A 23,537-nucleotide genomic window follows, 5' to 3' on the forward strand; every position below is an offset into this window, starting at 1 on the left:
ATTTTTTAAGCATAAATTTACTGTAACTACATCGGAATCAAACATGAATACCTTTAGGCCTGCTCTACTTGCAAGTGCAATTTCTGCGGTTTTAATCAATAGCAATATGGCATTTGCAGCAGAAGATGCTATCGAAGTCGATAAATCAATTGAAACAATTCAAATTACTGCAACACGACGAGCAGGTTCTGTGCAAGATGCACCACTCAATATTACGGCCCTAAATGGCGATGTCATTAGCGACCAAAATATTAGTGATTTAGAAGATGTTGCACGCTGGGTGCCAGGCCTAACGATTTCTGATCAAGGTGGCCGTGAAGGTTCTCCGATTATCGTTCGTGGTTTGAACACCAATACCTCTGATCGTATTTCTGATAGCGGCACAGTCGCAACTTATGTTGGTGAAATTCCACTTAGTATTGATTTACGTTTAACTGATGTTGATCGCATGGAAGTACTCATCGGCCCACAAGGCACGCTATACGGTGCAGGCACTTTAGGCGGTGCGATTCGTTACTTACTAAAGCAACCTGAGCTTGATATTACTGAGGGCAAAGTAACAGGCGATATATTTAGCATCAACGAAAGTGACGGTACCGGTGGTGAGTTTGGCGTGGTATTCAACACGCCACTAATCAACGATAAACTAGCATTACGTACTAGCTTAAATTATTACGATAACCCAGGTTACATCGATTACACCCATGTAGTTCAAAAGCCGGGTGTATCAAACCCGGACCCTGATTTTTCTGACAGCAGCGATGTAAATGCCAACTTAAAAAGCGTCAGTGATGTTAACGATGAGCAAATCACCACAGCACGTTTATCACTTCGTTGGCTTGCAACCGAAGATGTTGATGCAACGCTTAACTACTTCTATCAAAAACAAGAAAATGGAGGCAACTCGACATCGCAATACGGCTCACTTGCTAATAGCAGTGCGCTGCAAGGTGTGCCAGGTAAATACGAAAACGTAGCCCGTGTACTTGAGCCTGGTGAAGAAGAAAATGATTTATTAAGCTTAGAAGTAAAAGCAGATCTTGGTTTTGCTGAGCTGGTCTCTGCATCTGGTTGGTCTAGCTATGAGCAATCTGGTCAGCGCGATCAAACCGATCTACTTTACGATATTTGGTCAGGTTATGCCGACTTCCCTTCATTTGTTGGCTACACGCACGATACCTCAGAGCGCGATACCTTTACGCAAGAACTTCGTTTAGTATCAAATAGTAGTAGCGCTCTTAACTGGATTGTGGGCGGCTTTTACAACAAATTAGAAAGCCACTCAGATGATCGTGAATACACACCTGGTTTAACTGAGTACTGGGGTGGCGGCATTCCTAACGTTGAACAAGATCTTGAGTACATTCTAATTTCAGACAGCGAAACCACTGAAAAAGCACTTTTTGGTGAAATTGGCTACAGCATCACAGAGCAATTTGATGTGACCTTAGGTGCACGTTTTTACGAATACGATGTTTCTACAACATCAGGTTCTGCAACACCGCTCTATTCTGGTGATTTTGATTCACTAGATAACCTTGTTATGGAAAATGTGAGCGCTAGCGATAACGGTAACTTATTTAAGTTTAATGCTAACTATACATTCGATAATGGTGTACTTGCTTACTTTACCGTGAGTGAAGGTTTCCGCATTGGTGGTGGTAACGGTATTGCTCCTTGCCCTGATGTATTACCTGAGCAACAAATTGTTTGTGCCCTGCCAAACGAAGAAGATTACAAACCAGATACCACAGTCAACTACGAGCTAGGCTTTAAGTCATCATGGTTACGTAACCGCCTACACTTCAATGCAGCGCTCTTTAACGTTGATTGGAAAGATGCGCAAGTTGGTAGCAGTACGGTAAATGGTCAGGAGTTAATTACTTCGAATGCGGGTTCTGCTAATTCAAAAGGTATTGAGCTTTCAAGCCGCGCTATGATTGGTGATAACTGGGCTGCCTATGCGACATACGCTTATGCAAAGGCTGAATTAACCGAAGATGCCCCCTACTTATTTGGCGTATTAGCCGACGACTTAGCGCAATACCAAAGCTACTATGATGGTACTAAAGGCGACCGTTTACCAGGTGCGCCTGAGCATCAATTCTCGTTTGGTCTTCGTTACGAGCAAGATATCCTAGGCGATAAACTATTAAGCGTAAACTACGGTATTACAGCGCAAAGCGATGTGATCACCAAAGTCGGCCTAAAAGCAGACGGCGAAGTATTACCAGGTTACGCACTAAGCAATTTATCAGCCAAAATTACCGGCGATATGTGGTCTGCAACCCTATACGTAGATAACTTATTCGATAAGTACGCGTTCACTTCTGTACGTCGTGATAAGTCTTGGGCTGGTATGTCGCAATATGCTGAACTTAACAAAGAACTACCTGAACTACAGCGTGTTTATGGTCACTACACCACAACACCGCGTACTATTGGTATGAAGTTTAGCTACAACTTTGAGCTGTGATTAAACATACCCATAAAAGCCTTGCCATCTTTAGGCAGGGCTTTTATTGGGATTGGTATAAGCCTTAAAATAATTAAGTATTATTGTGAATTGGTATACTATGCGCTTATGCTAAATGATACCCAACAAGCGCTTCGCGCTCATATCCAACAGTTGTTAGCCAACAAGCAACTAAACGATGCACATTATCTACTTGTGCAGCGCCTAAAGCAAAACCCTGAAGACCACGTTTGTTACTTTTTACTTAGCGAAGTCAACGCTGCTGCGGGCGATATCAACAAAGCGATTAAACTGCTTGAAAAAGCGCTCAGCTTAGCCTCTTTTGCGATATACCATTTAGCCCTTGCCAAGTTATACGTACTGTTAGGCAAAGTAAGTAATGCAGCTGTGCATTATCAAGACGCTTTGCAAACAACTGACTTGAGTGCCGCTGACTTTGATACCTTAGCCAATATTGCGACCCGATTAGGGTATTATGACGACGCCCTTAGCTTGCAAAAAGCAGCCTACCAACGCAACAAAGATAACCTACAAATTAGCTATAATTTGGCGGTGTGTTATAAAATTCACGGACTGTTCGATGAAGCAAAAAACGTGCTACAGCAACTAACTACAAAGCAACCTTACTTTTATCAAGCCCACTATTCACAGGCTGAACTCAATACTGATGTAGATGCCAAGCTACATATCCAAAAACTACAAGCCTTGGCGAATAAAGAAAAAACCATTATAGAACAACAAGTGTATTTTCATAGTCTTGCGCTTAATTATGAGCACCTTGATGACTACAAAAATGCATTTAAATACTTTGCACTAAGTAAGCAAGCCATAGCCAGTAAAGTTAATTATCAAACCACACAGCATCGCCACTTTTGTCAAAAACTTATTACCAAGAGCAAACAGCAAGCAATTGAAAGTAGTGACTCTGCGTTCTCGCCCGTTTTTGTGGTTGGTATGCCCCGCTCTGGCACAACCTTAATTGAGAAAATCCTTAATCAAAGTGAGCAGCTAAAAGGCATCGGTGAGCTAAACGATATTGCGCAACTCATACAACACGCCACACAATCAGTTCATGTGATTGATAGCGAAATGCTCGATAAAGCATATACATCTAAGGCAATAAAGGCAGCACTTACCAACTATCAACAAAGAGCCGAGCAACTAAGTGATGGCCTTAGAAGTTGTGATAAACAGCCATTTAACTTTTACTATATTGATTTTATATTAGCGGCTTTTCCTAATGCTAAAATAGTTTGTATGCAGCGGGACTGGCGAGATTGCAGCATTGCCAACTTTAGGCAGCTGTATAACCCGCAAAGTGTGTTTCATCACTACAGCTTTGCAATTGAAGATATTGCCTCATACCATCAAGATTACTCTGCATTAGTCAGTCATTTTGCCAACAAGTATCCTGAAAACGTTTTTTTACAAAGCTATGAACAACTCGTGGCAGAACCTACCCAACAGACTCAAAAGCTCTATGCTTTTTGCGATTTAAGCTGGCAAGAAAGCTGCTTATCCTTTTATAAAAACAATGCAGCCTCAGTCACGGCGAGTAAAAAGCAAATTCGCCAGCCTTTGAATAAAAGCAGTATCGGCAGCTGGCAAAATTACGCTAAATTTATTGATGCGGACCTGTTTCAATAGGTAAGTCGTGACGAGCGCCCCACTCACTCCATGAGCCATCGTAGACACGTAAATTGGTGTAACCGCATTCATCGGCGCACAATGCAATTGCACAAGCTGTTACACCTGAGCCACAGCTAAATTGTAACTGGGTGTGATGCACTGCAATATGTTGCTCAAATAATGCCTGTAATTCACCCAGCGGTTTTAGCTCACCGTTATCCAGTACACTTGCAAGTGACAAACTGCGACTATTTGGAATATGACCACTGCGCATGCCTTCGCGCGGCTCTGCGTGTTCGCCGGTAAATCGCTCATAAGGGCGAGCATCCAATGTTAGTGTGCTTTGTTCATCCAGTGAGTTAAGCACTTGCTCTGCACTGATAAAGTAATCAGCACGGGGGCTAGCAACAAAGTTACCTTGACCAGTCGCAGCTGAATAGCTTGCTTGTGTTGCAAAACCAAGTGCCTGCCACTTAGCCAAACCGCCGCTTAAAACTTTAACGTTGTCAAAGCCCATTGCTTTGAACATCCACCACGCACGTGCAGAGCTGAATAAGCCTTGGTCTTCATAAATGACTACCAGTGAGTCTTGGTTTACACCGGCAAGCTGCATATGCTCTGTAAACTGCTCGCTACTGCACATCATACTTGGTACAGGGTTAGTGCTATCTGCTAGCGTCTTTTTAAAATCAAAACGCTGTGCATTAGGCAGCATTGCTTGAGGCGCATACTCGCCAGGCATACCAGGGCGCACCATTCCCGCATCAAAAATAATGATATTTGCGTTATTATAATTTTTATTGAGCCACTCTGGCGTAATTATATTTTTCATTTTGACCTTCCAACTGGAATAACTAACTCAACTTTAAGCTCAAATAAGTCTAGATAATACGTTGTATTTAATGTCATATTCATACGCACTTTCTTATTATGATGATAAACTACAAATAAATACATAACTGGGCAAGAACTCGATTAGAAAATAACGGTCTAACCCCAGCAAAATTGAGCCTTATTCTTTCAAAAAATGAGCTGGGTATTGTCATTCATACTCTCTATCATCTTTGGAAAAATAAGATAAAAGTAAACTTATTGAGAATAAAAAAGCCCTTGCTAACTCACTAATCTGACGTTAAAAAGATAAGCATTAGCAAGAAGTAGTTAAAGATTAATCTCTCAAGAACATAGCAAATAAAAACGTCTCGGCCTCATTCAAATGCCCAAAAACCAAACAATTGATAGTAAAAAAATCCAAGGAAATATACTGGTTGTACTTCCCAAGTTCATTGGCGATACAATTAATTGCACCCCAGCAATCAAAATGCTTAAAACACTTTACCCGAACAAAAAAATCTATGTGTTAGCGCGCCCACATCTTGTTGAAATGCTATCTCGAGATCACTCGATTGAGGTTATTGCTGATAATCGCTTTAATACGCATCAGCCTTGCTCACTTTTAAGCCAAGCGAGTATATTAAAAAAAGCCGATATTGACTTAGCAATCATACTCAGAAACTCTCTTTCAGAAGCGCTCCTTTGTTTTGTAGCTAAGATTAAATATCGTATTGGCTATGCACAAAATGGACGTTCGCCACTACTAACTCACGCATTAAAGCTTAATAAAAATCACCATTATATTTACCGCTATTGCCGTTTAATAAACGAGACACATGGGTCTCCTTTCTCTGAAATCCCCAATACCGAAGTACAAGCTAAAAAAAGTAGTTTTTTAAAAGGTGATAAAAAGAAAAAGCTGGGGATTTACTTTGGTGGTAAAAATAAACGATGCCGTCATTACCCTGAAGATCTCGCCATTCAAACCTTAGAAAAACTCAGTGAAGAGCACCCTGACTGCGACTTTTACATTGTTGGCGACCCTTCTGAGAAGGATGAAGCTGAGCAGTTAATCGCCAAACTTAATAAGAGTAACGTGTCAATCACAAACCTAGCCGGTCAAACTTCTATGTTAGAAATGCTCGACTTAGTTGCGTCTTTAGATTTATTTATCACCATTGATTCTGGCCCTATGCATATCGCAGCCGCCGCAAACATCCCGTTTGTAGCATTAGTCGGGTTAGGCACATCGCCTTGGAGTACCGTCGCTCCGAAGCAAAAGAATTACATTGCCTTGGTTGCCAACGGCCAGCAATTAATAGACAGTGAACTAATAAGAGACATCAAGCCTAGCCAAATTTGTGAGGCGGTTAACCAGCTAATTTAAATATTGATCACTTCTGAACGCATGGGCGCTAAGCGCTCTAAAAGCGTGTTTTGCAGCCGTTGAGGTATTTGCTGCTCGTCCATTGCGTTTATTAAAAGCTCAACCACGCGGTTAAAGTCTTTTTCAGATATATTCATACCGGTATGAATATCAATCATCGAATCGCCTGTATAGCTGCAAGGCCCATCAGTGACTGAGCATAGGTGCAAAATGAAACCTTGGCGAAAGTGCGCTACATTTGCTTGCTTAAAATACTCAAGAATCCTGCTATCGTGCCCGATTTGGTTAATAAAACTATCAACCAGCTTTTCTATACCTTGCTGTCCATCTAGTTGTTGATAGAGGCTAAGCTGGTTTGTTGCTCTACACCCACTCAGCAATACCACAAGTGCAAAAACATAAAGACCATATTTCATTACCAATATCCTGTCACTGACAAATACCAACCTGTTTGATCATCTGCCCCCGCAATACGCCCTAAATCAAGCCATGCAGCAGTGACACTAATATGTTTATTAGGAAACCAAGCAATAAATATATCTTTCCAATCTTGCTCCGAAAGACCAAGGTTATTGCTTTTTTCACGGTACTCGATACCCACTGCCACCTGATGCGTTAAAAATACAGCACTGGACGCTTCAAATAACAATTTTTCAGCGCTGTTTTTACCCCCATATCCTAGTAAGCCTAACTGGTTAGCCTCGCTGTAACGCACAGTAGTGTTCCAAAACCAATTATATCCAGCAAGTGCCCCTAAATGGAGTTTACTTGCTGCAATATACACATCCGTGCCTTTTGTATCCTTAGCGCCTAAAAGTGAAGCAAGCGCACCGTTTTGTAGTTCCTTATGCTGCATGCCTAAGCTTACTTGTGGCCATTCACTGTAAACAATATCACCATAAAGCCTTATTTTAGCCGCACTAATTGATTGTTCAATTTGAGTGTCCAGTGCAGGCACATCAAACTGCTGCTGCGCATAGCTAAGTTCTACACGGTCGAATAAGTTAAACTGCACGCCACACACATCTAAGCGGTAGTCAGTTACATCTGCACGACTACAAAAACCGTTGATTGCCACTTCATCAGCGCTTGCATAACCCGCTAATTGCGCCCACGGTACTAACCCGCCCCCAGCACTTCCTTCAACTTGCGAAACCCCAGGTGTTGCCAGCAACTTGCCCGTTGCTGCAAGGCTTGAAGCTATATTAACTAAACAGTATAAACCTATAAGCCATTTACAATGTTTCATTGTATTGTGCTAACCATTGAATAAATTGTTCGGACTTGAGAGGTCGACTTAAATAATACCCTTGTGCGTAGTCACACTGTATTTGTGTGAGCAAATCAAGAGATGCTTTATTCTCAACCCCTTCTGCTACAACCGAAAAGCCAAGTTGATGGCCCAGGCTTACGGTCGATTGAACTATGTATTGGTCTTGCTTAGATTGATCTAGCTTTAAAATAAAACACTTATCTAGCTTTAACTCGTCAATAGGCAGCGACTTCAGGCGTCCAAGTGATGTTTGTCCCACACCATAATCATCCAAAGAAATCTTAACACCTAAGCTCTTTAGATTTTCAAGCGCTTTTATCCCTTGCTCTTCATTTTCTATGATGTCACGTTCTGTAAGCTCGATTGTGATTAAATGGCCACTTAACTGGTGTGCTTTAAGTTGTTTAGACAAATGAGAGTAAAAGCTTGGGTAAGCAATATCCTGCGCCGATACATTGATGGCAGCCTGCATCGAAATTCCCATTTGCTGCCACTGTGCAACTTGTGATACTACCGTTTTTACCACCCAAGACGTTAACTCAACAATCACACCGGATTGCTCTGCTAAATCGATAAATAACTCTGGGGAAATCCATTGACCATCTTTACGCTGCCAACGAATCAGTGACTCAACTTTATCAATACATTGCGTTTTAATATTTAGCTTGGGTTGATAGGTCATAAAAAGCTGCCCGTCATCATCAAATAATGCTTGCTTTAGTTCATCTATAATAGCCAATCGTTCAAGGTGCTCTTCATCCTCACCTTCTTGATAATAGTGCACATTTTTTTGTTCAGATGAGGCTGTATCAACAGCAATTAATACACGGCGCATTAAATCATCAGGGTTCACGCCTTGTGACATACAATGGACGACACCAGCGCTAAACCGTAAGCTTATATTTAATCCTCGGATCAAATAAGCCACTTGTAATTGAGCCATTAACTCCATCACACTACTTTTTAGCTGCCCTGCTTTTTGACTGGGGAATAAAGTTAAAAACTCATCGCCACCAATTCGAGCATTCACTCCACCAATCTGCTCTGAGTACTCACAAATTCGCTTTGCCACCGCTTTTAAACATTCATCACCAATCCGTGGGCCCAGTTTATCGTTAATATGTCGAAGGCCTCTGATATCAATTGCCACTAAGGTGTAATCAATGCCAAGTCCTAACAGAGATTCCATTTTTTCGAGCATGGCACTGCGGGTTAAAAAGCCAGTTAAAGAGTCATGGCTCGCTTGAAAGCTGATTTGCTGCTCACGCTCTTTAATATCATTACCCATGTTATTGAAAGCGTCGATAAGTGTTGTAATCTCACTACTTTGCTTTTTACCAACAAAGTCTGCCTGATAATTACCACGGGCAAATTGTTGCGCCAGTAATGTCAGCTGTAATAAAGGCGTCGTTAAATTTTTAGCTAAAAAGCCACTGGTCAAAACCCCAATAAACACCGTAATAACCGCTAAAATAATGATAGTAAAAAAGAGCTGCTCAAATTCTCGGTAACTTAGCGTTAAATCTGCACTAAGTAATACCGTAACCTGATGTCCTGACAATGAAGGTAGCTGAATTATACGATTACGATAAACTGGCTTCTCACCAAAAATACGATGTGTCATTTTATTATTGAAGTGATCAAGTACTGAGCTTCCATAAAGCTCATCAGTGAGCGATGTTTCGACAACATCATCCTCTTGACCAATAAAGCTCACATCCATAGTGGTCAGGTTTTTCAACTCTTTAGCGACTAAGTCTGTAATTTTGAAACCAACGAGGCTGTATGCCACTGTACGAGGCGCTCGCACTGGCAGTAAGATCACCTGATATAAAGTTTTATCAATTATAATAAAATTTGATTGCTCAGCATGCTTCAGCAGTTCACGCATCAAAGGGGTAAACTCATCAGAGGTATGATCTAAGTCAGTATTTGCCGATACAAGTTGACCCGACAAATCAATTAACATCATTAAATCTGCGTTAATACGTCGACTGTGATTATTTAAAACGCTACTGATTGTGTCGGCATCTTGCGTGGCAATAGCTTGTTTAAAACCAAAATCAGCAGTCAGCACTTTCGCAGCCGTTAACAATAAGCTTTCTTTGGCGCTAAGATACTGCTTGAACACATTCTCAGCAACATTGATATCTTCAACTAACTTTTGATTATTAAAACGATTTGTTGACCACCAAGAACTCAATAAACTCACCAGTGTGGTAAGTAGAACTAAACCCACGCATAGCGCAATAATTCGCCCTCTTAAACTATTAACCATTATTTACCTTAAACATCTCGCCAAATGTATTTCGTGGTGCAGGTTCTACAGTCTCAACAATAACTTCATAAAACTTTTTAGGAGGTTGATTTACAATCAGTGACTGCTTAAAAGTAATATCACTTACTTGGTTTGGGTGCCAAATAGTTAAACTTAGTGGATATATAACGTCGTTAAGTGTTGTCATTCCCTGATGATTTGTTTTTGTAGCCCGATGATTTTTAGCGACATAGATATAGCCCACCATTGAATCATGGATATTACAACCCAGTACCACAACACCTGAGGTATCAAATTTTTCAGGCTTTTCGGGTTGCCCCGCATACAGTTTTATATCAAAGACTTTAGCAGGCGAAAAAGAGTAAACATGATGGCGAATATCATCACTATTAGGAAAGTCCACTAACTGCCCTTGTTGAACAATCAGTACCGTAGGAGAAAATTGTTTATTAACTTGATCCATTACCGCGACTGGAAGAGGCGTAGATTCATTATTTTTTATTGCAACCTGCTCAATAACAGCGTCAGATAACGGATTTCCTAGCTGGTCACGAACAACAAATGAAATATCCGCTGCAAACAAAGTTGAACTGGTAAAGAGTGCAAGACCACACGTCGCGCGAAGCCAATGCGCAAATAAAAACATAGGTTGGTTCCTTGCTTAGCTTATTCTGCTAATTAGTATAGATTAATCTTGTGTTAAGTTAATGACTGAAAGCAGGAAAAGCAAGAAAAAAGCCAAGCAGATGTACCTAAAATACAAACCTGGCTTAAAAATAATAAAGGCCTTGTAGGAATGTTAGGCCTAAAAAGGTATTTAACTGTGTTTAATCAAACCGTATTCATTGTCTAAAATAGCAATCACTTCACCACGCGGGTCGCTTGGTATCGTTATTTTTTCGCCCACTATTTTACTTGCGATACCAACATAAGTATCAGACACTTCAAGCATCACAGATTCAGGCAATGTGTAGTCTTTTGCTAATTGCTCCCGCTCACCCATGCGATCTTTATTTAACAATACATCACTGTCTGGCACATTATTAATTAATAACTGGCGGAAACCTTCTTTTGAATTTTCAACTATTTTACCATCACGATAAGCAGGGCCATCCCAAATACGTGATGAGTCAGGCGTACCCACTTCATCAATATAAATAAGCTTGTCTGAGCCATCGATATCTTCTACGTAACCAAACTCAAACTTAGTATCTACGAAGATTTGGTCAAGCTGTGCTAACTCATCACTAATAAGCTTAAAGCCCTCAACTAGCAATTGCTCATATTTAGCGACATCATCTTCAGATTTAAAGTTAAATACTGATAGATTATTCGTAATGTTTTCGCGAGTGATATTAACATCGTCCACCTCAGGAATTTCGGCAACACCTGTAATAATCCCTTTTGTTGATGGTGTAATAAGTACATCATCTAACTTTTGATTAGCTGTTAGCCCTTCAGGCAAATCAATACCACAGAAATTGCGTGTGCCTTTCGCGTAATCACGCCACATGCTACCTGTAATATATTGGCGAGCAATTGCTTCAACTTTTACTGTACTTGCTTTACGCACAATCCACACATAAGGATGTGGAATATCAACAATATGATTACCTGCAAGACCTGCTTTATCAAATAACTTAAACCAATGTGATGCCACTGAGTTTAAGGCAATGCCTTTACCTGGCACACCATTTAAGCCATTTTCACCTTGCCAAATACAATCAAACGCAGAAATACGGTCTGAAATAACCATAATAGCTAGCTCAGTTCCCTCTGGAACTTGGTAACCTTTTTCATTAATTAAACGAGCGCTGTCTTCATCAGTTAACCAATAAACTGAACGCACTTTACCACTGTGTACCGCACCTTTGGTACGGATCGGTAAATCATCGTTTACGTCTAAAACTTTATAGCTAGTCATGCTATCTCCGAAAGTATTTGGCATGCTCAAATGAGCACGTGTATGGGATTGGGGTTATGGCCGCCTATAATAATCTAGACGCTATGAAAGCTCAATCATTGCGCTACGATCCGCTTTTCAATTCTCATAACAAAATCAATAAACTTTAAATGTTCTGTAATTTTGCTGTCATAAACAAAACTTCGCTATAATAGCGCCCTCACAATAGGAGGTTTTCTTGGATTACTTAGCAGCTACCGCAGAAAAAAAATACTTAATGTATATTTCACAGAATTATTCATACGCCATCTTGCGCCCTCTACAGCAAGAAATTTTAGCTCATGGCGGTGAGGTTAAGTGGTTTCTAGAAGGAGACGAGGTTAACCCTGATTTTCTTCACCAAGAAGAACAACGTTTGATGTCATTAAACGATGTAAAAGAATGGCAGCCCGATATTGTCTATCTACCAGGAAATATTGTTCCAAACTTTATCCCTGGCAAAAAAGTCAAAGTTTTTCATGGCTTTAATTCAGGAAAACGCGTTAATAATGGCCTAGATAATCATTTTAAAATTCGTGACTGTTTTGATTTATATTGCACGCAAGGGCCATCAACTACGACCACCTTTATAGAGCTTGCTCAGAAGCATGGCTACTTTCAAGTAAAAGAAACAGGTTGGCCAACACTTGATCCCTACTTTTCTGAGATTGAAAATAACCCCTATGAAGATAAGCAAGATCCGCGTAAAACATTGCTCATTTGCTCGACTTTTTCTAGGCGTATCTCACTTGCTCCAAAGCTTTATGAACAAATTAAAGCCTTTAGCGAGCAAGGAAAATGGCGCATTTTAATGCAGTTTCATCCTAAAATGCCAAGTGAACTCGTTGCGCAATATAAAGCGCTACAAAATGAAAACTTAACCTTTGTAGAAACCGACAATGTTTTACCGCTTCTAAAAGCAGCGGATGTGATGCTCTGTGATACCTCATCGATATTACTGATGTTTATTTTACAACGTAAGCCTGTGGTGACCTTCTGCAACCAAAACCCAGGGGAACATCTCGTTGACATTACAGATGCAGACAAAATCGAACAGGCCATCGATTATGCTCTCACAGAACCCGATGAGCTAATGGCTAAAATTGAGCACTTCTGCCAACAGTTACACCCATATCAGGACGGCTTATCGAGTCAGCGTGTACTTGCTGCCAGCAATGAATTACTATTGACTAATCCAGCACTTAAGCCAAAACCACGTAATTTTATTCGTAACCTAAAAATGCGTAAAAAATTAAATTACTGGCGATGGTAACAACTTATAGGTCGTTATGATCACGCTTTCAAATGTGCTATTTAAGTGGCACTCACAACAAACGGCGCCAACGATCAATATTGCACAATTGCAGATTGATCAAGGCGAACATGTTTTTCTTCATGGCCCGAGTGGCTGCGGTAAATCAACGTTGCTGTCTTTGCTTGCCGGTGTTGCTACTCCTAACAAAGGCACAATAGAGTTACTTGGCAAAGCAATAAACCAACTTAGTAATAGCCAACGCGACCGTTTTCGTGCCGACCATATTGGTTATATTTTCCAAAACTTTAATTTACTGTCTTACTTATCACCCATTGAAAACGTGACATTAGGCTGCCAATTTTCACCATCTCGCAAACACCATGCGCTTCAAAACAATGCCACTATTAGTGCAGAAGCGAGCCGACTGCTTACAGCGTTAGGGTTAACAGGCAGCTTACAGCATCAAGCTGTCGGTGAATTAAGTATTGGCCAACAACAACGTGTTGCAGCAGCCAGAGCATTTATAGGTAGCCCAGAAATCATTATCGCCGATGAACCAACCTCGGCACTGGACACACAAAACCGTCAAGCATTTGTGAAGTTACTGTTTGCCCAAGCCACAGCCACTAATAGCACACTCGTGTTTGTCAGTCATGATGAGACCCTGCGCAGCCTTTTCAAACGCAGCATTGACCTTGTTGAACTACAAGGAGGCACACATGCTACTACTTAAACTTGCCGCAAAAAGCTTATTCAATCGCAAAGCCAGTGCTTTGCTTACGTTATTCACTATTGCTATTAGTGTGATGTTGCTCATGTCGATTGAGCGTGTTCGTATCGATGCCAAAAGTAGCTTTAGTAATACCATTTCTGGCACAGATTTGATCGTTGGCGCTCGCACGGGCGACATTCAATTGCTGCTCTCTTCTGTATTTCGTATTGGACATGCTAATAACGGCGTCAGTTGGCAAAGTTATCAGTATATTGCAAAGCAACGAGGAGTAAGCTGGAGCATTCCACTGTCGTTAGGTGATAGCCATAAAGGCCTTGCGGTGCTTGGCACAAACAAGGACTACTTTACTCACTATCGCTTTGGTAAGAAGCAGCCATTAAGCTTTGCAAACGGCCATGAGTTTAATCACTTATTTGACGTTGTTCTTGGTGCTGATGTAGCCAAATCCCTTGGCTATCAACTGGGTGATAAGGTCGTGATTGCTCACGGCATGGGTAATACTAGCTTTCATAACCATGATGATAACCCATTTACCGTTGTTGGTATTTTACAAGCAACAGGTACACCCGTTGATAAAACCTTGCATATTCCACTTGCAGCGATTGATGAAATTCATGGTGGTCATAGTCATCAACATGAAAAAGCCCACGACCACGACCACGACCACGACCACGACCACGACCACGACCACGACCACGACCAGCATGATGCTGTCGATCTCATCGGCACACCAAAACAAATAACCGCTTTTCTACTCGGTTTTGATTCGCCACTGTACACCCTACAAGTACGCCGTAATATCAACCAATACAAAGAGGAGGCATTACTTGCCATCATGCCTGGTGTGACCTTACGCGAATTGTGGGAAATGCTCTCAATTGTCGAAAAAATATTATTACTTTTTTCAATTGTGGTGGTCATTATTAGTTTACTTGGCATGTTGACCAGCCTGCTGTCGAGCTTAAATCAGCGTCGCAGAGAATTGGCTATTTTGCGCTCGGTAGGCGCTAGGCCTTGGCATATTTTTACATTGATAAGCGCAGAATCATTACTCATCACTGGGCTAGGCTGCCTTGTTGGTGTCGCCTTGTTCTACGGTTTAATGCTATTCGGCGCAGGTTACTTGCAAAGCCATGCCGGAATAAGCCTTAATATAGCGCTATTATCGGCCTATGAACTCATGCTATTAGCTGCGATAATGTTTGCAGGTTTTATCGTCGGGTTGATACCTGCAACCCGCGCATATTTTTACTCACTTGCCGATGGCATGAGTATCAAAATTTAAGGAATTTTATGCAATTTTTTCAAAAATTTATTGCTGTTGCCATGCTTTTATCTTGCACTTTTGCGAATGCAGGCAAACCTAAAGAAATTTTTTGGGAAGACTTAATCCCTCAAGGGCATGTACAAATTGACACTCAAGCACAAGCTAACCATGAGGGTTCAGAACAAAATTGGGTGCAACCTGATTTAGATGCGCCGGTTGTTAAAGAACTGAACGGCCAATCAGTTAGTTTGCCTGGCTTTGTAGTGCCACTAGAGGGCGACAGCGAAGTGATTACTGAGTTTTTACTGGTACCATATTTTGGTGCCTGTATCCACGTACCACCACCGCCACCAAACCAAATTGTGCATGTCACAATTGAAGGTGGTGTGCCTATTGAGAGCCTTTATGATGCAATCGTTGTTACAGGGGTGATTAGCACAGAAACGTGGTCGGGTGAAATTGCCCAAGTTGGCTATAAAATGAAAGCGGTCGGTGTCGCACCATTTGAACTATAATTTAAAAGCACACCGAGGCGTGCTTTTTCATGGTTACTTTCAGAGTCACTTTTGGCAATTAGCACAGTAAACTGTGCTTCTTTGCCCTAATCTAATTTCCTTTAGTGGCTCTTTACAGTTAACGCACGGCTCGCCTTTGCGGCCATAAACCAGCAATTGCTGCGCAAAATAACCAGGTTTACCATCACTTTGGGCAAAGTCTTTTAATGTTGTGCCACCTTGTGTAATCGCCGCTGCAAGGGTTTCTTTAATAATGGGCACTAATTGCTGATAACGCTTTAATGATACCTTGCCGGCTTCACGTTTTGGATGAATTCCGGCTTTAAATAGCGACTCATTAGCATAGATATTACCTACACCAACCACCACAGCGTTATCCATAATAAATTGTTTAATAGGTACTTTTTTGTTTCGTGACTGCTCAAAAACGCGCTTTGCAACAAACTCTTCTGTTAACGGCTCAGGCCCTAGCTTTGACAGCAAGGTATGGCATTCATTTGGCGCTTGCCATAAGCAAGCCCCAAAGCGACGAGCATCATTAAGCCGTAACGCTTTACCAGATGCTAAAATAAACTCAATATGGTCATGTTTTTTTAAGGGCTCTGTAGCATCCACAACACGTAAATTACCCGACATACCTAAATGCAAAATAACACTACCCAGTTCACAGCCAAGTAATAAGTATTTTGCTCTACGTTCAACGGACGTAACTTTAAGCCCTTGTAATTGATAAACATCATCAGGCACAGGCCAACGCATGCTGGCGTTATGAATATTTACTTTGGTTACTGTTTGGTCAAGCACATGCGGCGTTATTCCCAAACGGCTAACTTCAACTTCTGGTAATTCAGGCATCTATGACTCTCTTAAAACGGGTATAGCGGAAATAACTGAACGACATCGGCTTGCTCAAGCACAAACACCCGCTGTAACCGCTTATCCAATAAATAGTATTGCTGCTCAATGCTATATAGCTGATACACCGCTGGCAATTGCTCACCAGCAAGCCATACAGAGGCAACATAATCCGCTGATGCCTTTGAAATTTTACTCACTGGCAGCGCTGCGATGGTTAATTGCTGACGCTGCCAACGCTCAACTAATTGCTCTAGTGTTTGTTCATCGGCTTGCCAGGTAATGCTTTGTAACTTTTGGCTCCGCCACGAAGTTCCTATGCGCTCAATTTTCAGTTCAGGAAAAGCCATTGCTAAAATAAAGCTTTGCTCAGGCAGTAGAGCTTGAACGCCCTCATTCGCAGGGGGAGTATTGAGCTTTTTGTGCAAACCGTTAAAGAAAAAAATCATCAACAGCATCGAAATAATCACCACATTATTCCATGCTTTTCGGCTCAAACGCATCGTATCTTCCTCACTTTTCAATACCTTAAAGTGTAACTAAAAAGCCCGTTAATTGGCAGTTGTAATTGATCAACAAAATTTCATGTCTGTTATGTATCAATCTGTAGAGACTTTGCTAAAATATCCGCCAAATTTAAAGGAGTTCCGTCAATGTCAATGTATGTAGTGGGTCATAAGATCCCTGATTCAGATTCAATTTGCGGTGCAATTGCGCTTGCTTATTTAAAAAACCAAATCGAAGAACCTGCAATACCAACGCGTTTAGGTGAAGTATCGCCTGAAACACAGTTTATCCTAGATAAATTTGGTTTCGAAGCCCCTGAGCTAAAGCTTAGCTACGCAGGTGAAGACGTTTATATCGTTGACCATACAGAAAAAACGCAAGCACCTGATGACATCGATCAAGCACGTGTTGTCGGTGTTGTTGATCACCACAAATTGGGCGATTTAACATCATCAACACCGCTTGAGTGTTGGATCCGTCCTGTTGGCTGTTCAAACACTATCATCAAAATGATGTATGACTTCTATAATGTAGAGATTCCAAAAGATATCGCTGGCATCATGCTATGTGCAATTTTAAGCGACACAGTAATCTTTAAATCACCAACGTGCACAACGGCTGACATCAAGTGTGTTGAAGCACTTGCTGAAATCGCAGGTATCGAAGATTTTAAAGAGCTTGGCATGGAAATGTTCAAGGTGAAATCAGCGGTTGAAGGCACACCTGCACGCGACTTAGTCATGCGTGACTTTAAAGACTTCAACATGAACGGTAAGCTAGTAGGTATTGGCCAGCTAGAAGTGATCGACCTTGCTGTATTTGATGAGATCAAAGCAGACCTTAAAGCTGATATCGCAAAGCTGAAAGAAGAAGGCGGTCGTCATTCAGTGTTACTACTACTAACAGACATCATGAAAGAAGGCTCGCAAATGCTGATCGCATCGGATGACACATCGGTTATCGAAACAGCTTACGGTGTTGAGTCTGAAAATGACCAAGTTTGGTTAGATGGTGTACTAAGTCGTAAGAAGCAAGTAGTACCTCCACTACAAGACGCTTTCGCAAAAATCTAATCTCACGAAATAGATACAAAAAAGCCGATGTAACTTCAAACATCGGCTTTTTTATTACTCTATTATTTAAATTTTATCTAGATGTTACTAAGGCTACCTATAATAGGTGCTTTTTCAAAAACGGCGTTATCTCAGAGAATAACTTTACTTGGCTTTCTTGATCGTCAAAAAAGTGTGTTCCATCCTCTATTTCAACATATTTAATATCTAACTGCTTTCTCGCTTTGTCATAGAAATCTTTCGATTGATTATAATTAACGCGCGTATCGTTATTACCATGTATTAAAAGAATAGGTGCCTTAATATGGTTTATTTTTCTTATTGCTGATACCTCAGCTAACGCATCGATAGACTTATCATCTTTAACATCAACAATATTACCTAAGTATTTCCCTTGTCTATCGGTTTTAGTAACAAAAGTTTCAAGGTCAGAGACGCCTGATATACTCACCACACATTTAAAGCGCTTAGGCTCTTGAAAGGCTGCTGTTAAGGCAACATACCCACCGTAACTTGCACCAAAAATACAGGCATTGTCTTTTTTAGCTAAGCCTTGCGCAATTGCCCAATCCATTGCCTCATACACATCTTGTTGCATGCGTTTACCCCACTGGTAATAACCAGCCGTTTCGAATGCGCTCCCAAAGCCTGCAGAGCCCCTAAAGTTAACTTGTAATACAGAAAACCCTAACTCAACAAGGTATTGAAGCTCTTTGTCAAAATACTTATAATCTCTGGCATGCGGACCACCATGCGGCATAACGATCAATGGCGGATTTTTAACATTTGCTGGCTGCGTAAAGTAACCCGTTATTTCCAGACCATCACTGGCTTTAAAGCTATAATTTTGTACAGGGCTAAATGACTTTCTGACTAAATAAGGGTATTTCGATAACCAAACACCTCCTTTTTGAGTATTTAAGTCAAAGTAATAATAAGTTGGCGGCGTAACATCGTTAGTGACTGACACTAATAATCGCGTATGATCTCGGCTACGGCTGCTGATTGTGGCTTGCTTTCCTTTAAATAGGCCTGCTACCTCACGCTCTTGTGCGCCATCTTTGTCATCAAAATAGTGAGTGCGATAGTAGTCATCAAAAAAAGATACACCGATAAACTCGCCCTCATTATCAGTTATTGCGCCATCGAGATCATATTTATCATTACTAAAAATCAACTCCTCAAACTTGCCTGCTTCTATGTTATAGAGCCAAAGAGCTTCACGTCCAAGCTCCCTATTAGAGAGCACATACGCTTTCGAGCCATCTTTTGATAAAGCTTGAATAGAAAAAGTGTCATCTTCGCCCCACACCTGTGAGTGAATTTTTTTAGCTCTGCGTCTTTATTTGCTCTGTACCAAATTGATGCGGTAAATACGTCGTCTTTTTCTTCAACGGCTAGTCCAAGTCTGATAACCCCTTTACTATCAGCATACCAGCTACCAATATCATTTTTATTACCCTGAACTTTATCAAAGTCAGATGTGCCTAAATGCACACGATAGACAACATAGCCCTTATCATTTTTGTCGTAGGTGGAAATAAGCGCGTAATCGGTTTCATCCTTGAGTGATGATACTAACTCAAACGACTGATACTTATACCAACGATCATCTGTAAAACGTGGAGATGTAAGCACTTTAGTTTCAGAGGTTTCTACATTGATAGAGTACAACCTAGATACTCTGAAAAACTGACCATTTACATATTCGGGATAACTTGCCGAAACGATAATGTAGCGATTGCCTGACCAGCGAATAAAATCAACACGGTCTTTGTTTTTCTTTAACCGTGCCAGCACCTTAAAATCAATATCAGGAAACTTAGTAACACTAATCGTTGGGCCCGAATCAGTATTATAGAGTGTCGCAATAAGCTCACCATTTGGCGATAAGCTTGGCTGCTCAACCATTGGAAGTTTGGCGTAATGTTCCCATGCAGGGGCTTTTGCATTGACAATGAATGTTGCCAAAAGCAGGATTGTCACGATTCCTTTTAACATATTTTCCCTTTTGAATTAACCAGTTAAATGACTAATAAAAGGATAACACACAGGAAAAGCTAACACAGCATTAATTTTTAGTTAACGTTTTTGAAGAGCTTTTAGATATTAAATAACCACCTTTATAAAGGTGGTTATTTAATGATATTCGGTGGGTTGCAGTCAGCTTTATAGCTGGGTCGCATTACGCTGGCGTAACACTTCAAATAAACAAATACCGGTCGCCACTGATACATTTAAGCTAGATACCGTGCCTGCCATTGGAATTTTAACAAGTAAATCACAATGCTCACGAGTCAGGCGGCGCATACCATCTCCTTCGGCACCCATAACAACAGCCATTGGCCCTGTCAGGTTTGCATCAAATAATTCCGTATCTGTTTCACCGGCAGTGCCAACCACCCACACGCCAGCGTCTTTAATTTCACGCAAGGTACGTGCAAGATTAGTGACTTGTACCAATGGTACTGTTTCCGCTGCGCCGCATGCTACTTTGCGTGCTGTACCATTGAGTTTGGCAGATTTATCTTTAGGCACAATAATCGCGTGTACACCCGCAGCATCAGCGCTACGTAAACAGGCCCCTAAATTATGCGGATCAGTAATGCCATCAAGCACCAATAAGAAAGGCGTTTCTTCACGGGCAATGATCTCATCTAGATCTTTCTCGTTATACATACGCGCCGCTTTTACATTGGCAATAATGCCTTGGTGTTGCTCACCATTGGCTTTATTATCAAGCGCTTTACGCTGCATAAACTGTACAGAAATACCGAATTTACGTGCTTGGTCAATAACCGGATTTAAACGTTTGTCTTCACGGCCTTTTAAAGCATAAATTTCTAAAAAGCGCTCAGGCTCTTTTGCTAAAATTGCTACAACTGAGTGAAAGCCAAAAATTAATTCATTACTCACGTATTATTTGCTCCTCGGCCATTACGTTTACGGGCATTCCTACCCGGTCTTTTTGCCTTTTTAGTGGCTTTTTTCTTACTCTTTTTGTTACTGGCTTTTACTGCATCAGCTTTTTTACTACTTGGCTTTTTGCGCCCTTTAGAAGGAGAAGACTTGCCACGTTTTTCGTTGTCTTTATCGCCTGATTTTGCTTCAAAGCGACTTGATTCAGATTTTTTACCAGGAATTTTACCTGCTTTTAGCTGGGCACGAACACTTGGTTTTGCAGGGGCGCTACGGCCACGACGACGGGCATAACGGTCTTGCTGTGCCTCGCCTGCTAACACTAAGTTTATGCGTCGCTCATCAAGACTGACAGATGATACCTGAACCGTTAATTTATCGCCTAAACGATAAACAGTGTGGGTTTGCTCACCAATCAAGCAATGCTTAGCACCATCGTAATGGAAATATTCATTGCCTAAGTTGGTTACGTGGATCATGCCATCGATTTGTAAATCGTCTAAACGCACAAACAACCCAAAGTTAGTCACCGATGAGATCACCCCACCAAATTCGTCACCAACATGGTCTTGCATAAATTCACATTTAAGCCAATCTGCTACTTCGCGAGTTGCGTCATCAGCACGGCGTTCAGTGGTTGAACACTGCTCACCTAACATATCAACTTCGTCATCAGTGTATGCGTACTCACCCGATGTTTGCTGGCCTTGCGCTTTAAGCACAGCTTTAATTGCACGGTGTACCACTAAATCTGGATAACGACGAATTGGCGACGTAAAGTGGGCGTAAGCAGGTAACGCTAATCCAAAGTGACCAATATTATCAGGCTGATAAACCGCTTGCTTCATTGAGCGTAGCAACATGGTTTGAATAAGCTCAGCTTCAGGGCGGTCGCCTAATTTTGCTAACACTTGGGTTATTTCTTTTGGTGTTGGCTCATCAGAAATCGCGGTTTCGATACCAAGCTCTGATAAAAAGTTTCTGAAAAAACCAAGCTTTTCAGCATCCGGTTCATCATGCACACGATATAGCGCACTCGCCTCGTGTTTTTCTAATAATCGGGCAGCAGATACGTTCGCTAAAATCATGCACTCTTCGATAAGTTTGTGCGCATCATTGCGCACCACAGGCACGATTGATTCAATCTTACGGTGTGCATTAAACACAAAACGTGTTTCTAAGGTTTCAAACTCAATCGCACCACGCTCTTGGCGTGCAGCTTTAAGTGCCATATACATTTGCTGTAAGTCAGTTAAATGCGGCACCATCTCGGCATAGTCTTCACGCAGCTTTTCATCGCCTTGTAAAATCGCATTCACTTTAGTGTAGGTAAAACGAGCGTGTGAATTCATCACTGCTTCGTAAAACTTATAGCCAGACAACTTACCCGCATCAGACACCGTCATCTCTGCAACCATACATAAACGGTCAACTTCTGGGTTTAATGAGCATAAGCCATTGGATAATACTTTTGGCAGCATCGGAATAACTTGCTCAGGGAAATACACTGAGTTACCACGCTCGATCGCTTCTTTATTCAGTGGTGTGTTCATACCTACATAATGCGACACATCGGCAATGGCTACCCACAAACGCCAACCACCTGATGGCTTGCGCTCACAATAAACGGCATCGTCAAAGTCACGGGCATCCTCACCGTCGATAGTAACCAGTGGTAAGTCACGTAAATCTACACGACCTTGCTTTGCTTGCTCATCAACAAATTCCCCTAAATGAGCAACTTGCTTTTCAACCGCTTCTGGCCACACATGGGGAATATCGTGATTACGCAGTGCAACTTCAATTTCCATCCCTGGTGCTAAGTGTTCACCGAGAACTTCGGTGACTGTGCCCACTGCATTCATATGTCGGCTTGGGTTTTGGGTAATTTGCACCTGCACCATTTGATTATGGCGCGCGCCATTTTCACTGCCGGGCAGTATCATAATATCTTGCGTTATGCGTGGGTCTTCCGCCACAACAACGGCGATACCATGCTCAACAAAATAACGGCCGACGATGGGCGCGCGTTCATTAGTTAATACTTTAATGATACGTGCTTCGCATTTGCCACTTGAACCTTTGCGATTGCCTTTAGCAAGCACAATGTCACCGTGCAACACCATATTCATTTGGTGCTTTGCGATAAACCAATCTTTACTCTCACCTTCAACTTCTAAAAAGCCGAATCCGTCACGATGACCAATGACCTTGCCTTTAACGAGGCCTGATTCATCTATCAATGCGTAGCATTTAAACTTATTGAAATACAGTTGACCATCGCGCTCCATTGCACGTAAACGACGTTTGAACGCAATTTGACGCTCTGTATCATTCACCTGTAATTCGTCACAAAGTTGTGTGAAGTTTGCTGGTTTAGCGCGAGATTCTAAGTGAGTAAGTATAAACTCACGGCTAGGGACGGGGTTTTCGTACTTTTCTTGCTCTCGACTGAGATTGGGATCCTGTTTTGACATTCACTATCTTGTTAGTTGGTTATGTTGTTATTTTAACCCATAACCTCACAATGAGACAGGCAAAAGCTATGAAACTTTTAAGAAATTGATTAATTCTGCTAAAAATGGGGCTTTAAT

At 41.4% G+C, this 23,537-nt stretch carries 20 protein-coding genes; 8 read left to right on the forward strand and 12 right to left on the reverse strand.

All coding sequences use genetic code 11. The features are described from left to right. Positions 1 to 43: 43 nt before the first annotated feature. On the forward strand, positions 44 to 2,476 hold the full coding sequence (locus L0Z67_RS14215; RefSeq protein WP_405128162.1) for a TonB-dependent receptor: 2,433 nt from the start codon (positions 44 to 46) through the stop codon (positions 2,474 to 2,476). Between the two features lie 108 nt (positions 2,477 to 2,584). Beyond that, the gene (locus L0Z67_RS14220; protein ID WP_405128163.1) at positions 2,585 to 4,123 is read left to right on the forward strand and encodes a tetratricopeptide repeat-containing sulfotransferase family protein; all 1,539 of its coding nucleotides are present in this window, start codon (positions 2,585 to 2,587) and stop codon (positions 4,121 to 4,123) included. Here the strand turns inward: L0Z67_RS14220 and L0Z67_RS14225 are convergent. Next, entirely contained in the window at positions 4,098 to 4,937 is an 840-nt protein-coding gene (locus tag L0Z67_RS14225) for a sulfurtransferase (RefSeq protein ID WP_405128164.1), read from the reverse strand. The genes L0Z67_RS14220 and L0Z67_RS14225 overlap by 26 nt on opposite strands. A gap of 384 nt (positions 4,938 to 5,321) precedes the next feature. Between L0Z67_RS14225 and L0Z67_RS14230 the strand changes: the two genes are divergently transcribed. Further along, the gene (locus L0Z67_RS14230; protein WP_193987799.1) at positions 5,322 to 6,326 is read left to right on the forward strand and encodes a glycosyltransferase family 9 protein; all 1,005 of its coding nucleotides are present in this window, start codon (positions 5,322 to 5,324) and stop codon (positions 6,324 to 6,326) included. Here L0Z67_RS14230 and L0Z67_RS14235 read toward each other — a convergent pair. The 5 genes from L0Z67_RS14235 to L0Z67_RS14255 all read right to left on the reverse strand — a co-directional run bounded on the left by L0Z67_RS14235 (position 6,323) and on the right by L0Z67_RS14255 (position 11,801). Continuing rightward, the gene (locus L0Z67_RS14235) at positions 6,323 to 6,742 is read right to left on the reverse strand and encodes a group 1 truncated hemoglobin (RefSeq protein WP_062568654.1); all 420 of its coding nucleotides are present in this window, start codon (positions 6,740 to 6,742) and stop codon (positions 6,323 to 6,325) included. The genes L0Z67_RS14230 and L0Z67_RS14235 overlap by 4 nt on opposite strands. Then, on the reverse strand, positions 6,742 to 7,575 hold the full coding sequence (locus L0Z67_RS14240; protein ID WP_405128165.1) for a DUF3034 family protein: 834 nt from the start codon (positions 7,573 to 7,575) through the stop codon (positions 6,742 to 6,744). Before L0Z67_RS14240 ends, L0Z67_RS14235 begins: the two co-directional genes overlap by 1 nt. Continuing rightward, complete coding sequence (locus L0Z67_RS14245; RefSeq protein ID WP_405128166.1) at positions 7,562 to 9,877, reverse strand: EAL domain-containing protein; 2,316 nt, start codon at positions 9,875 to 9,877, stop codon at positions 7,562 to 7,564. Before L0Z67_RS14245 ends, L0Z67_RS14240 begins: the two co-directional genes overlap by 14 nt. Further along, positions 9,870 to 10,523, reverse strand: a complete 654-nt coding sequence (locus L0Z67_RS14250; RefSeq protein ID WP_405128167.1) for a methylamine utilization protein — start codon at positions 10,521 to 10,523, stop codon at positions 9,870 to 9,872. Before L0Z67_RS14250 ends, L0Z67_RS14245 begins: the two co-directional genes overlap by 8 nt. A 171-nt stretch (positions 10,524 to 10,694) precedes the next feature. Beyond that, positions 10,695 to 11,801: a phosphoribosylaminoimidazolesuccinocarboxamide synthase gene (locus L0Z67_RS14255; RefSeq protein WP_062568650.1), complete on the reverse strand. Its 1,107-nt coding sequence runs from the start codon at positions 11,799 to 11,801 to the stop codon at positions 10,695 to 10,697. A gap of 217 nt (positions 11,802 to 12,018) precedes the next feature. Between L0Z67_RS14255 and L0Z67_RS14260 the strand changes: the two genes are divergently transcribed. Genes L0Z67_RS14260 through L0Z67_RS14275 form a run of 4 tightly spaced genes read left to right on the forward strand, consistent with a single transcriptional unit; the run spans position 12,019 to position 15,589 of the window. Further along, the gene (locus tag L0Z67_RS14260; RefSeq protein ID WP_405128168.1) at positions 12,019 to 13,092 is read left to right on the forward strand and encodes a CDP-glycerol glycerophosphotransferase family protein; all 1,074 of its coding nucleotides are present in this window, start codon (positions 12,019 to 12,021) and stop codon (positions 13,090 to 13,092) included. 16 nt (positions 13,093 to 13,108) lie between these two features. Next, on the forward strand, positions 13,109 to 13,807 hold the full coding sequence (locus tag L0Z67_RS14265) for an ABC transporter ATP-binding protein (RefSeq protein WP_405128169.1): 699 nt from the start codon (positions 13,109 to 13,111) through the stop codon (positions 13,805 to 13,807). Next, on the forward strand, positions 13,794 to 15,092 hold the full coding sequence (locus tag L0Z67_RS14270; protein WP_405128170.1) for an ABC transporter permease: 1,299 nt from the start codon (positions 13,794 to 13,796) through the stop codon (positions 15,090 to 15,092). The genes L0Z67_RS14265 and L0Z67_RS14270 overlap by 14 nt, the downstream gene beginning before the upstream one ends. An 8-nt stretch (positions 15,093 to 15,100) precedes the next feature. After that, positions 15,101 to 15,589 (forward strand): DUF3299 domain-containing protein, encoded by a 489-nt coding sequence (locus L0Z67_RS14275; protein WP_062568647.1) that lies wholly within the window; start codon positions 15,101 to 15,103, stop codon positions 15,587 to 15,589. Positions 15,590 to 15,634: 45 nt separating this feature from the next. Here the strand turns inward: L0Z67_RS14275 and mutM are convergent, their stop codons facing one another. Both mutM and L0Z67_RS14285 read right to left on the reverse strand, forming a co-directional pair. Next, the gene (gene mutM, locus L0Z67_RS14280; protein ID WP_062568646.1) at positions 15,635 to 16,444 is read right to left on the reverse strand and encodes a bifunctional DNA-formamidopyrimidine glycosylase/DNA-(apurinic or apyrimidinic site) lyase; all 810 of its coding nucleotides are present in this window, start codon (positions 16,442 to 16,444) and stop codon (positions 15,635 to 15,637) included. Between the two features lie 11 nt (positions 16,445 to 16,455). Then, positions 16,456 to 16,947, reverse strand: coding sequence for a hypothetical protein (locus L0Z67_RS14285; RefSeq protein ID WP_062568645.1), 492 nt, complete (start codon positions 16,945 to 16,947; stop codon positions 16,456 to 16,458). Between the two features lie 150 nt (positions 16,948 to 17,097). On the opposite strand from L0Z67_RS14285, the gene L0Z67_RS14290 reads away from it, so the two are divergent. After that, the gene (locus L0Z67_RS14290) at positions 17,098 to 18,024 is read left to right on the forward strand and encodes a manganese-dependent inorganic pyrophosphatase (RefSeq protein ID WP_405128171.1); all 927 of its coding nucleotides are present in this window, start codon (positions 17,098 to 17,100) and stop codon (positions 18,022 to 18,024) included. Positions 18,025 to 18,121: 97 nt separating this feature from the next. Here the strand turns inward: L0Z67_RS14290 and L0Z67_RS14295 are convergent, their stop codons facing one another. The 4 genes from L0Z67_RS14295 to rnr form a co-directional block, all read right to left on the reverse strand. Beyond that, the gene (locus L0Z67_RS14295) at positions 18,122 to 19,273 is read right to left on the reverse strand and encodes an alpha/beta hydrolase family protein (RefSeq protein ID WP_405128172.1); all 1,152 of its coding nucleotides are present in this window, start codon (positions 19,271 to 19,273) and stop codon (positions 18,122 to 18,124) included. Continuing rightward, positions 19,222 to 20,025 (reverse strand): hypothetical protein, encoded by an 804-nt coding sequence (locus L0Z67_RS14300; protein ID WP_405128173.1) that lies wholly within the window; start codon positions 20,023 to 20,025, stop codon positions 19,222 to 19,224. The genes L0Z67_RS14295 and L0Z67_RS14300 overlap by 52 nt, the downstream gene beginning before the upstream one ends. A 168-nt stretch (positions 20,026 to 20,193) precedes the next feature. Then, the gene (rlmB, locus tag L0Z67_RS14305; protein WP_405128174.1) at positions 20,194 to 20,940 is read right to left on the reverse strand and encodes a 23S rRNA (guanosine(2251)-2'-O)-methyltransferase RlmB; all 747 of its coding nucleotides are present in this window, start codon (positions 20,938 to 20,940) and stop codon (positions 20,194 to 20,196) included. Then, positions 20,937 to 23,420, reverse strand: a complete 2,484-nt coding sequence (gene rnr / locus L0Z67_RS14310; RefSeq protein ID WP_405128175.1) for a ribonuclease R — start codon at positions 23,418 to 23,420, stop codon at positions 20,937 to 20,939. Before rnr ends, rlmB begins: the two co-directional genes overlap by 4 nt. Positions 23,421 to 23,537 lie beyond the last annotated feature (117 nt).

This window comes from Pseudoalteromonas sp. PB2-1 (assembly GCF_045040605.1).
GTDB classification, from domain to species: Bacteria; Pseudomonadota; Gammaproteobacteria; order Enterobacterales; family Alteromonadaceae; genus Pseudoalteromonas; species Pseudoalteromonas arabiensis.

Excerpts from the sequence above, each read along its gene's own strand:
- L0Z67_RS14265 (WP_405128169.1), top strand. The coding sequence starts at position 13,109 with ATGATCACGCTTTCAAATGTGCTATTTAAGTGGCACTCACAACAAACG.
- L0Z67_RS14255 (WP_062568650.1), bottom strand. The coding sequence starts at position 11,801 with ATGACTAGCTATAAAGTTTTAGACGTAAACGATGATTTACCGATCCGT.
- L0Z67_RS14215 (WP_405128162.1), top strand. The coding sequence starts at position 44 with ATGAATACCTTTAGGCCTGCTCTACTTGCAAGTGCAATTTCTGCGGTT.
- L0Z67_RS14300 (WP_405128173.1), bottom strand. The coding sequence starts at position 20,025 with ATGTTAAAAGGAATCGTGACAATCCTGCTTTTGGCAACATTCATTGTC.
- L0Z67_RS14290 (WP_405128171.1), top strand. The coding sequence starts at position 17,098 with ATGTCAATGTATGTAGTGGGTCATAAGATCCCTGATTCAGATTCAATT.
- L0Z67_RS14220 (WP_405128163.1), top strand. The coding sequence starts at position 2,585 with ATGCTAAATGATACCCAACAAGCGCTTCGCGCTCATATCCAACAGTTG.
- L0Z67_RS14225 (WP_405128164.1), bottom strand. The coding sequence starts at position 4,937 with ATGAAAAATATAATTACGCCAGAGTGGCTCAATAAAAATTATAATAAC.
- mutM (WP_062568646.1), bottom strand. The coding sequence starts at position 16,444 with ATGCCTGAATTACCAGAAGTTGAAGTTAGCCGTTTGGGAATAACGCCG.
- L0Z67_RS14250 (WP_405128167.1), bottom strand. The coding sequence starts at position 10,523 with ATGTTTTTATTTGCGCATTGGCTTCGCGCGACGTGTGGTCTTGCACTC.
- L0Z67_RS14230 (WP_193987799.1), top strand. The coding sequence starts at position 5,322 with ATGCCCAAAAACCAAACAATTGATAGTAAAAAAATCCAAGGAAATATA.
- rnr (WP_405128175.1), bottom strand. The coding sequence starts at position 23,420 with ATGTCAAAACAGGATCCCAATCTCAGTCGAGAGCAAGAAAAGTACGAA.
- L0Z67_RS14240 (WP_405128165.1), bottom strand. The coding sequence starts at position 7,575 with ATGAAACATTGTAAATGGCTTATAGGTTTATACTGTTTAGTTAATATA.
- L0Z67_RS14235 (WP_062568654.1), bottom strand. The coding sequence starts at position 6,742 with ATGAAATATGGTCTTTATGTTTTTGCACTTGTGGTATTGCTGAGTGGG.
- L0Z67_RS14275 (WP_062568647.1), top strand. The coding sequence starts at position 15,101 with ATGCAATTTTTTCAAAAATTTATTGCTGTTGCCATGCTTTTATCTTGC.
- L0Z67_RS14245 (WP_405128166.1), bottom strand. The coding sequence starts at position 9,877 with ATGGTTAATAGTTTAAGAGGGCGAATTATTGCGCTATGCGTGGGTTTA.
- L0Z67_RS14285 (WP_062568645.1), bottom strand. The coding sequence starts at position 16,947 with ATGCGTTTGAGCCGAAAAGCATGGAATAATGTGGTGATTATTTCGATG.
- L0Z67_RS14270 (WP_405128170.1), top strand. The coding sequence starts at position 13,794 with ATGCTACTACTTAAACTTGCCGCAAAAAGCTTATTCAATCGCAAAGCC.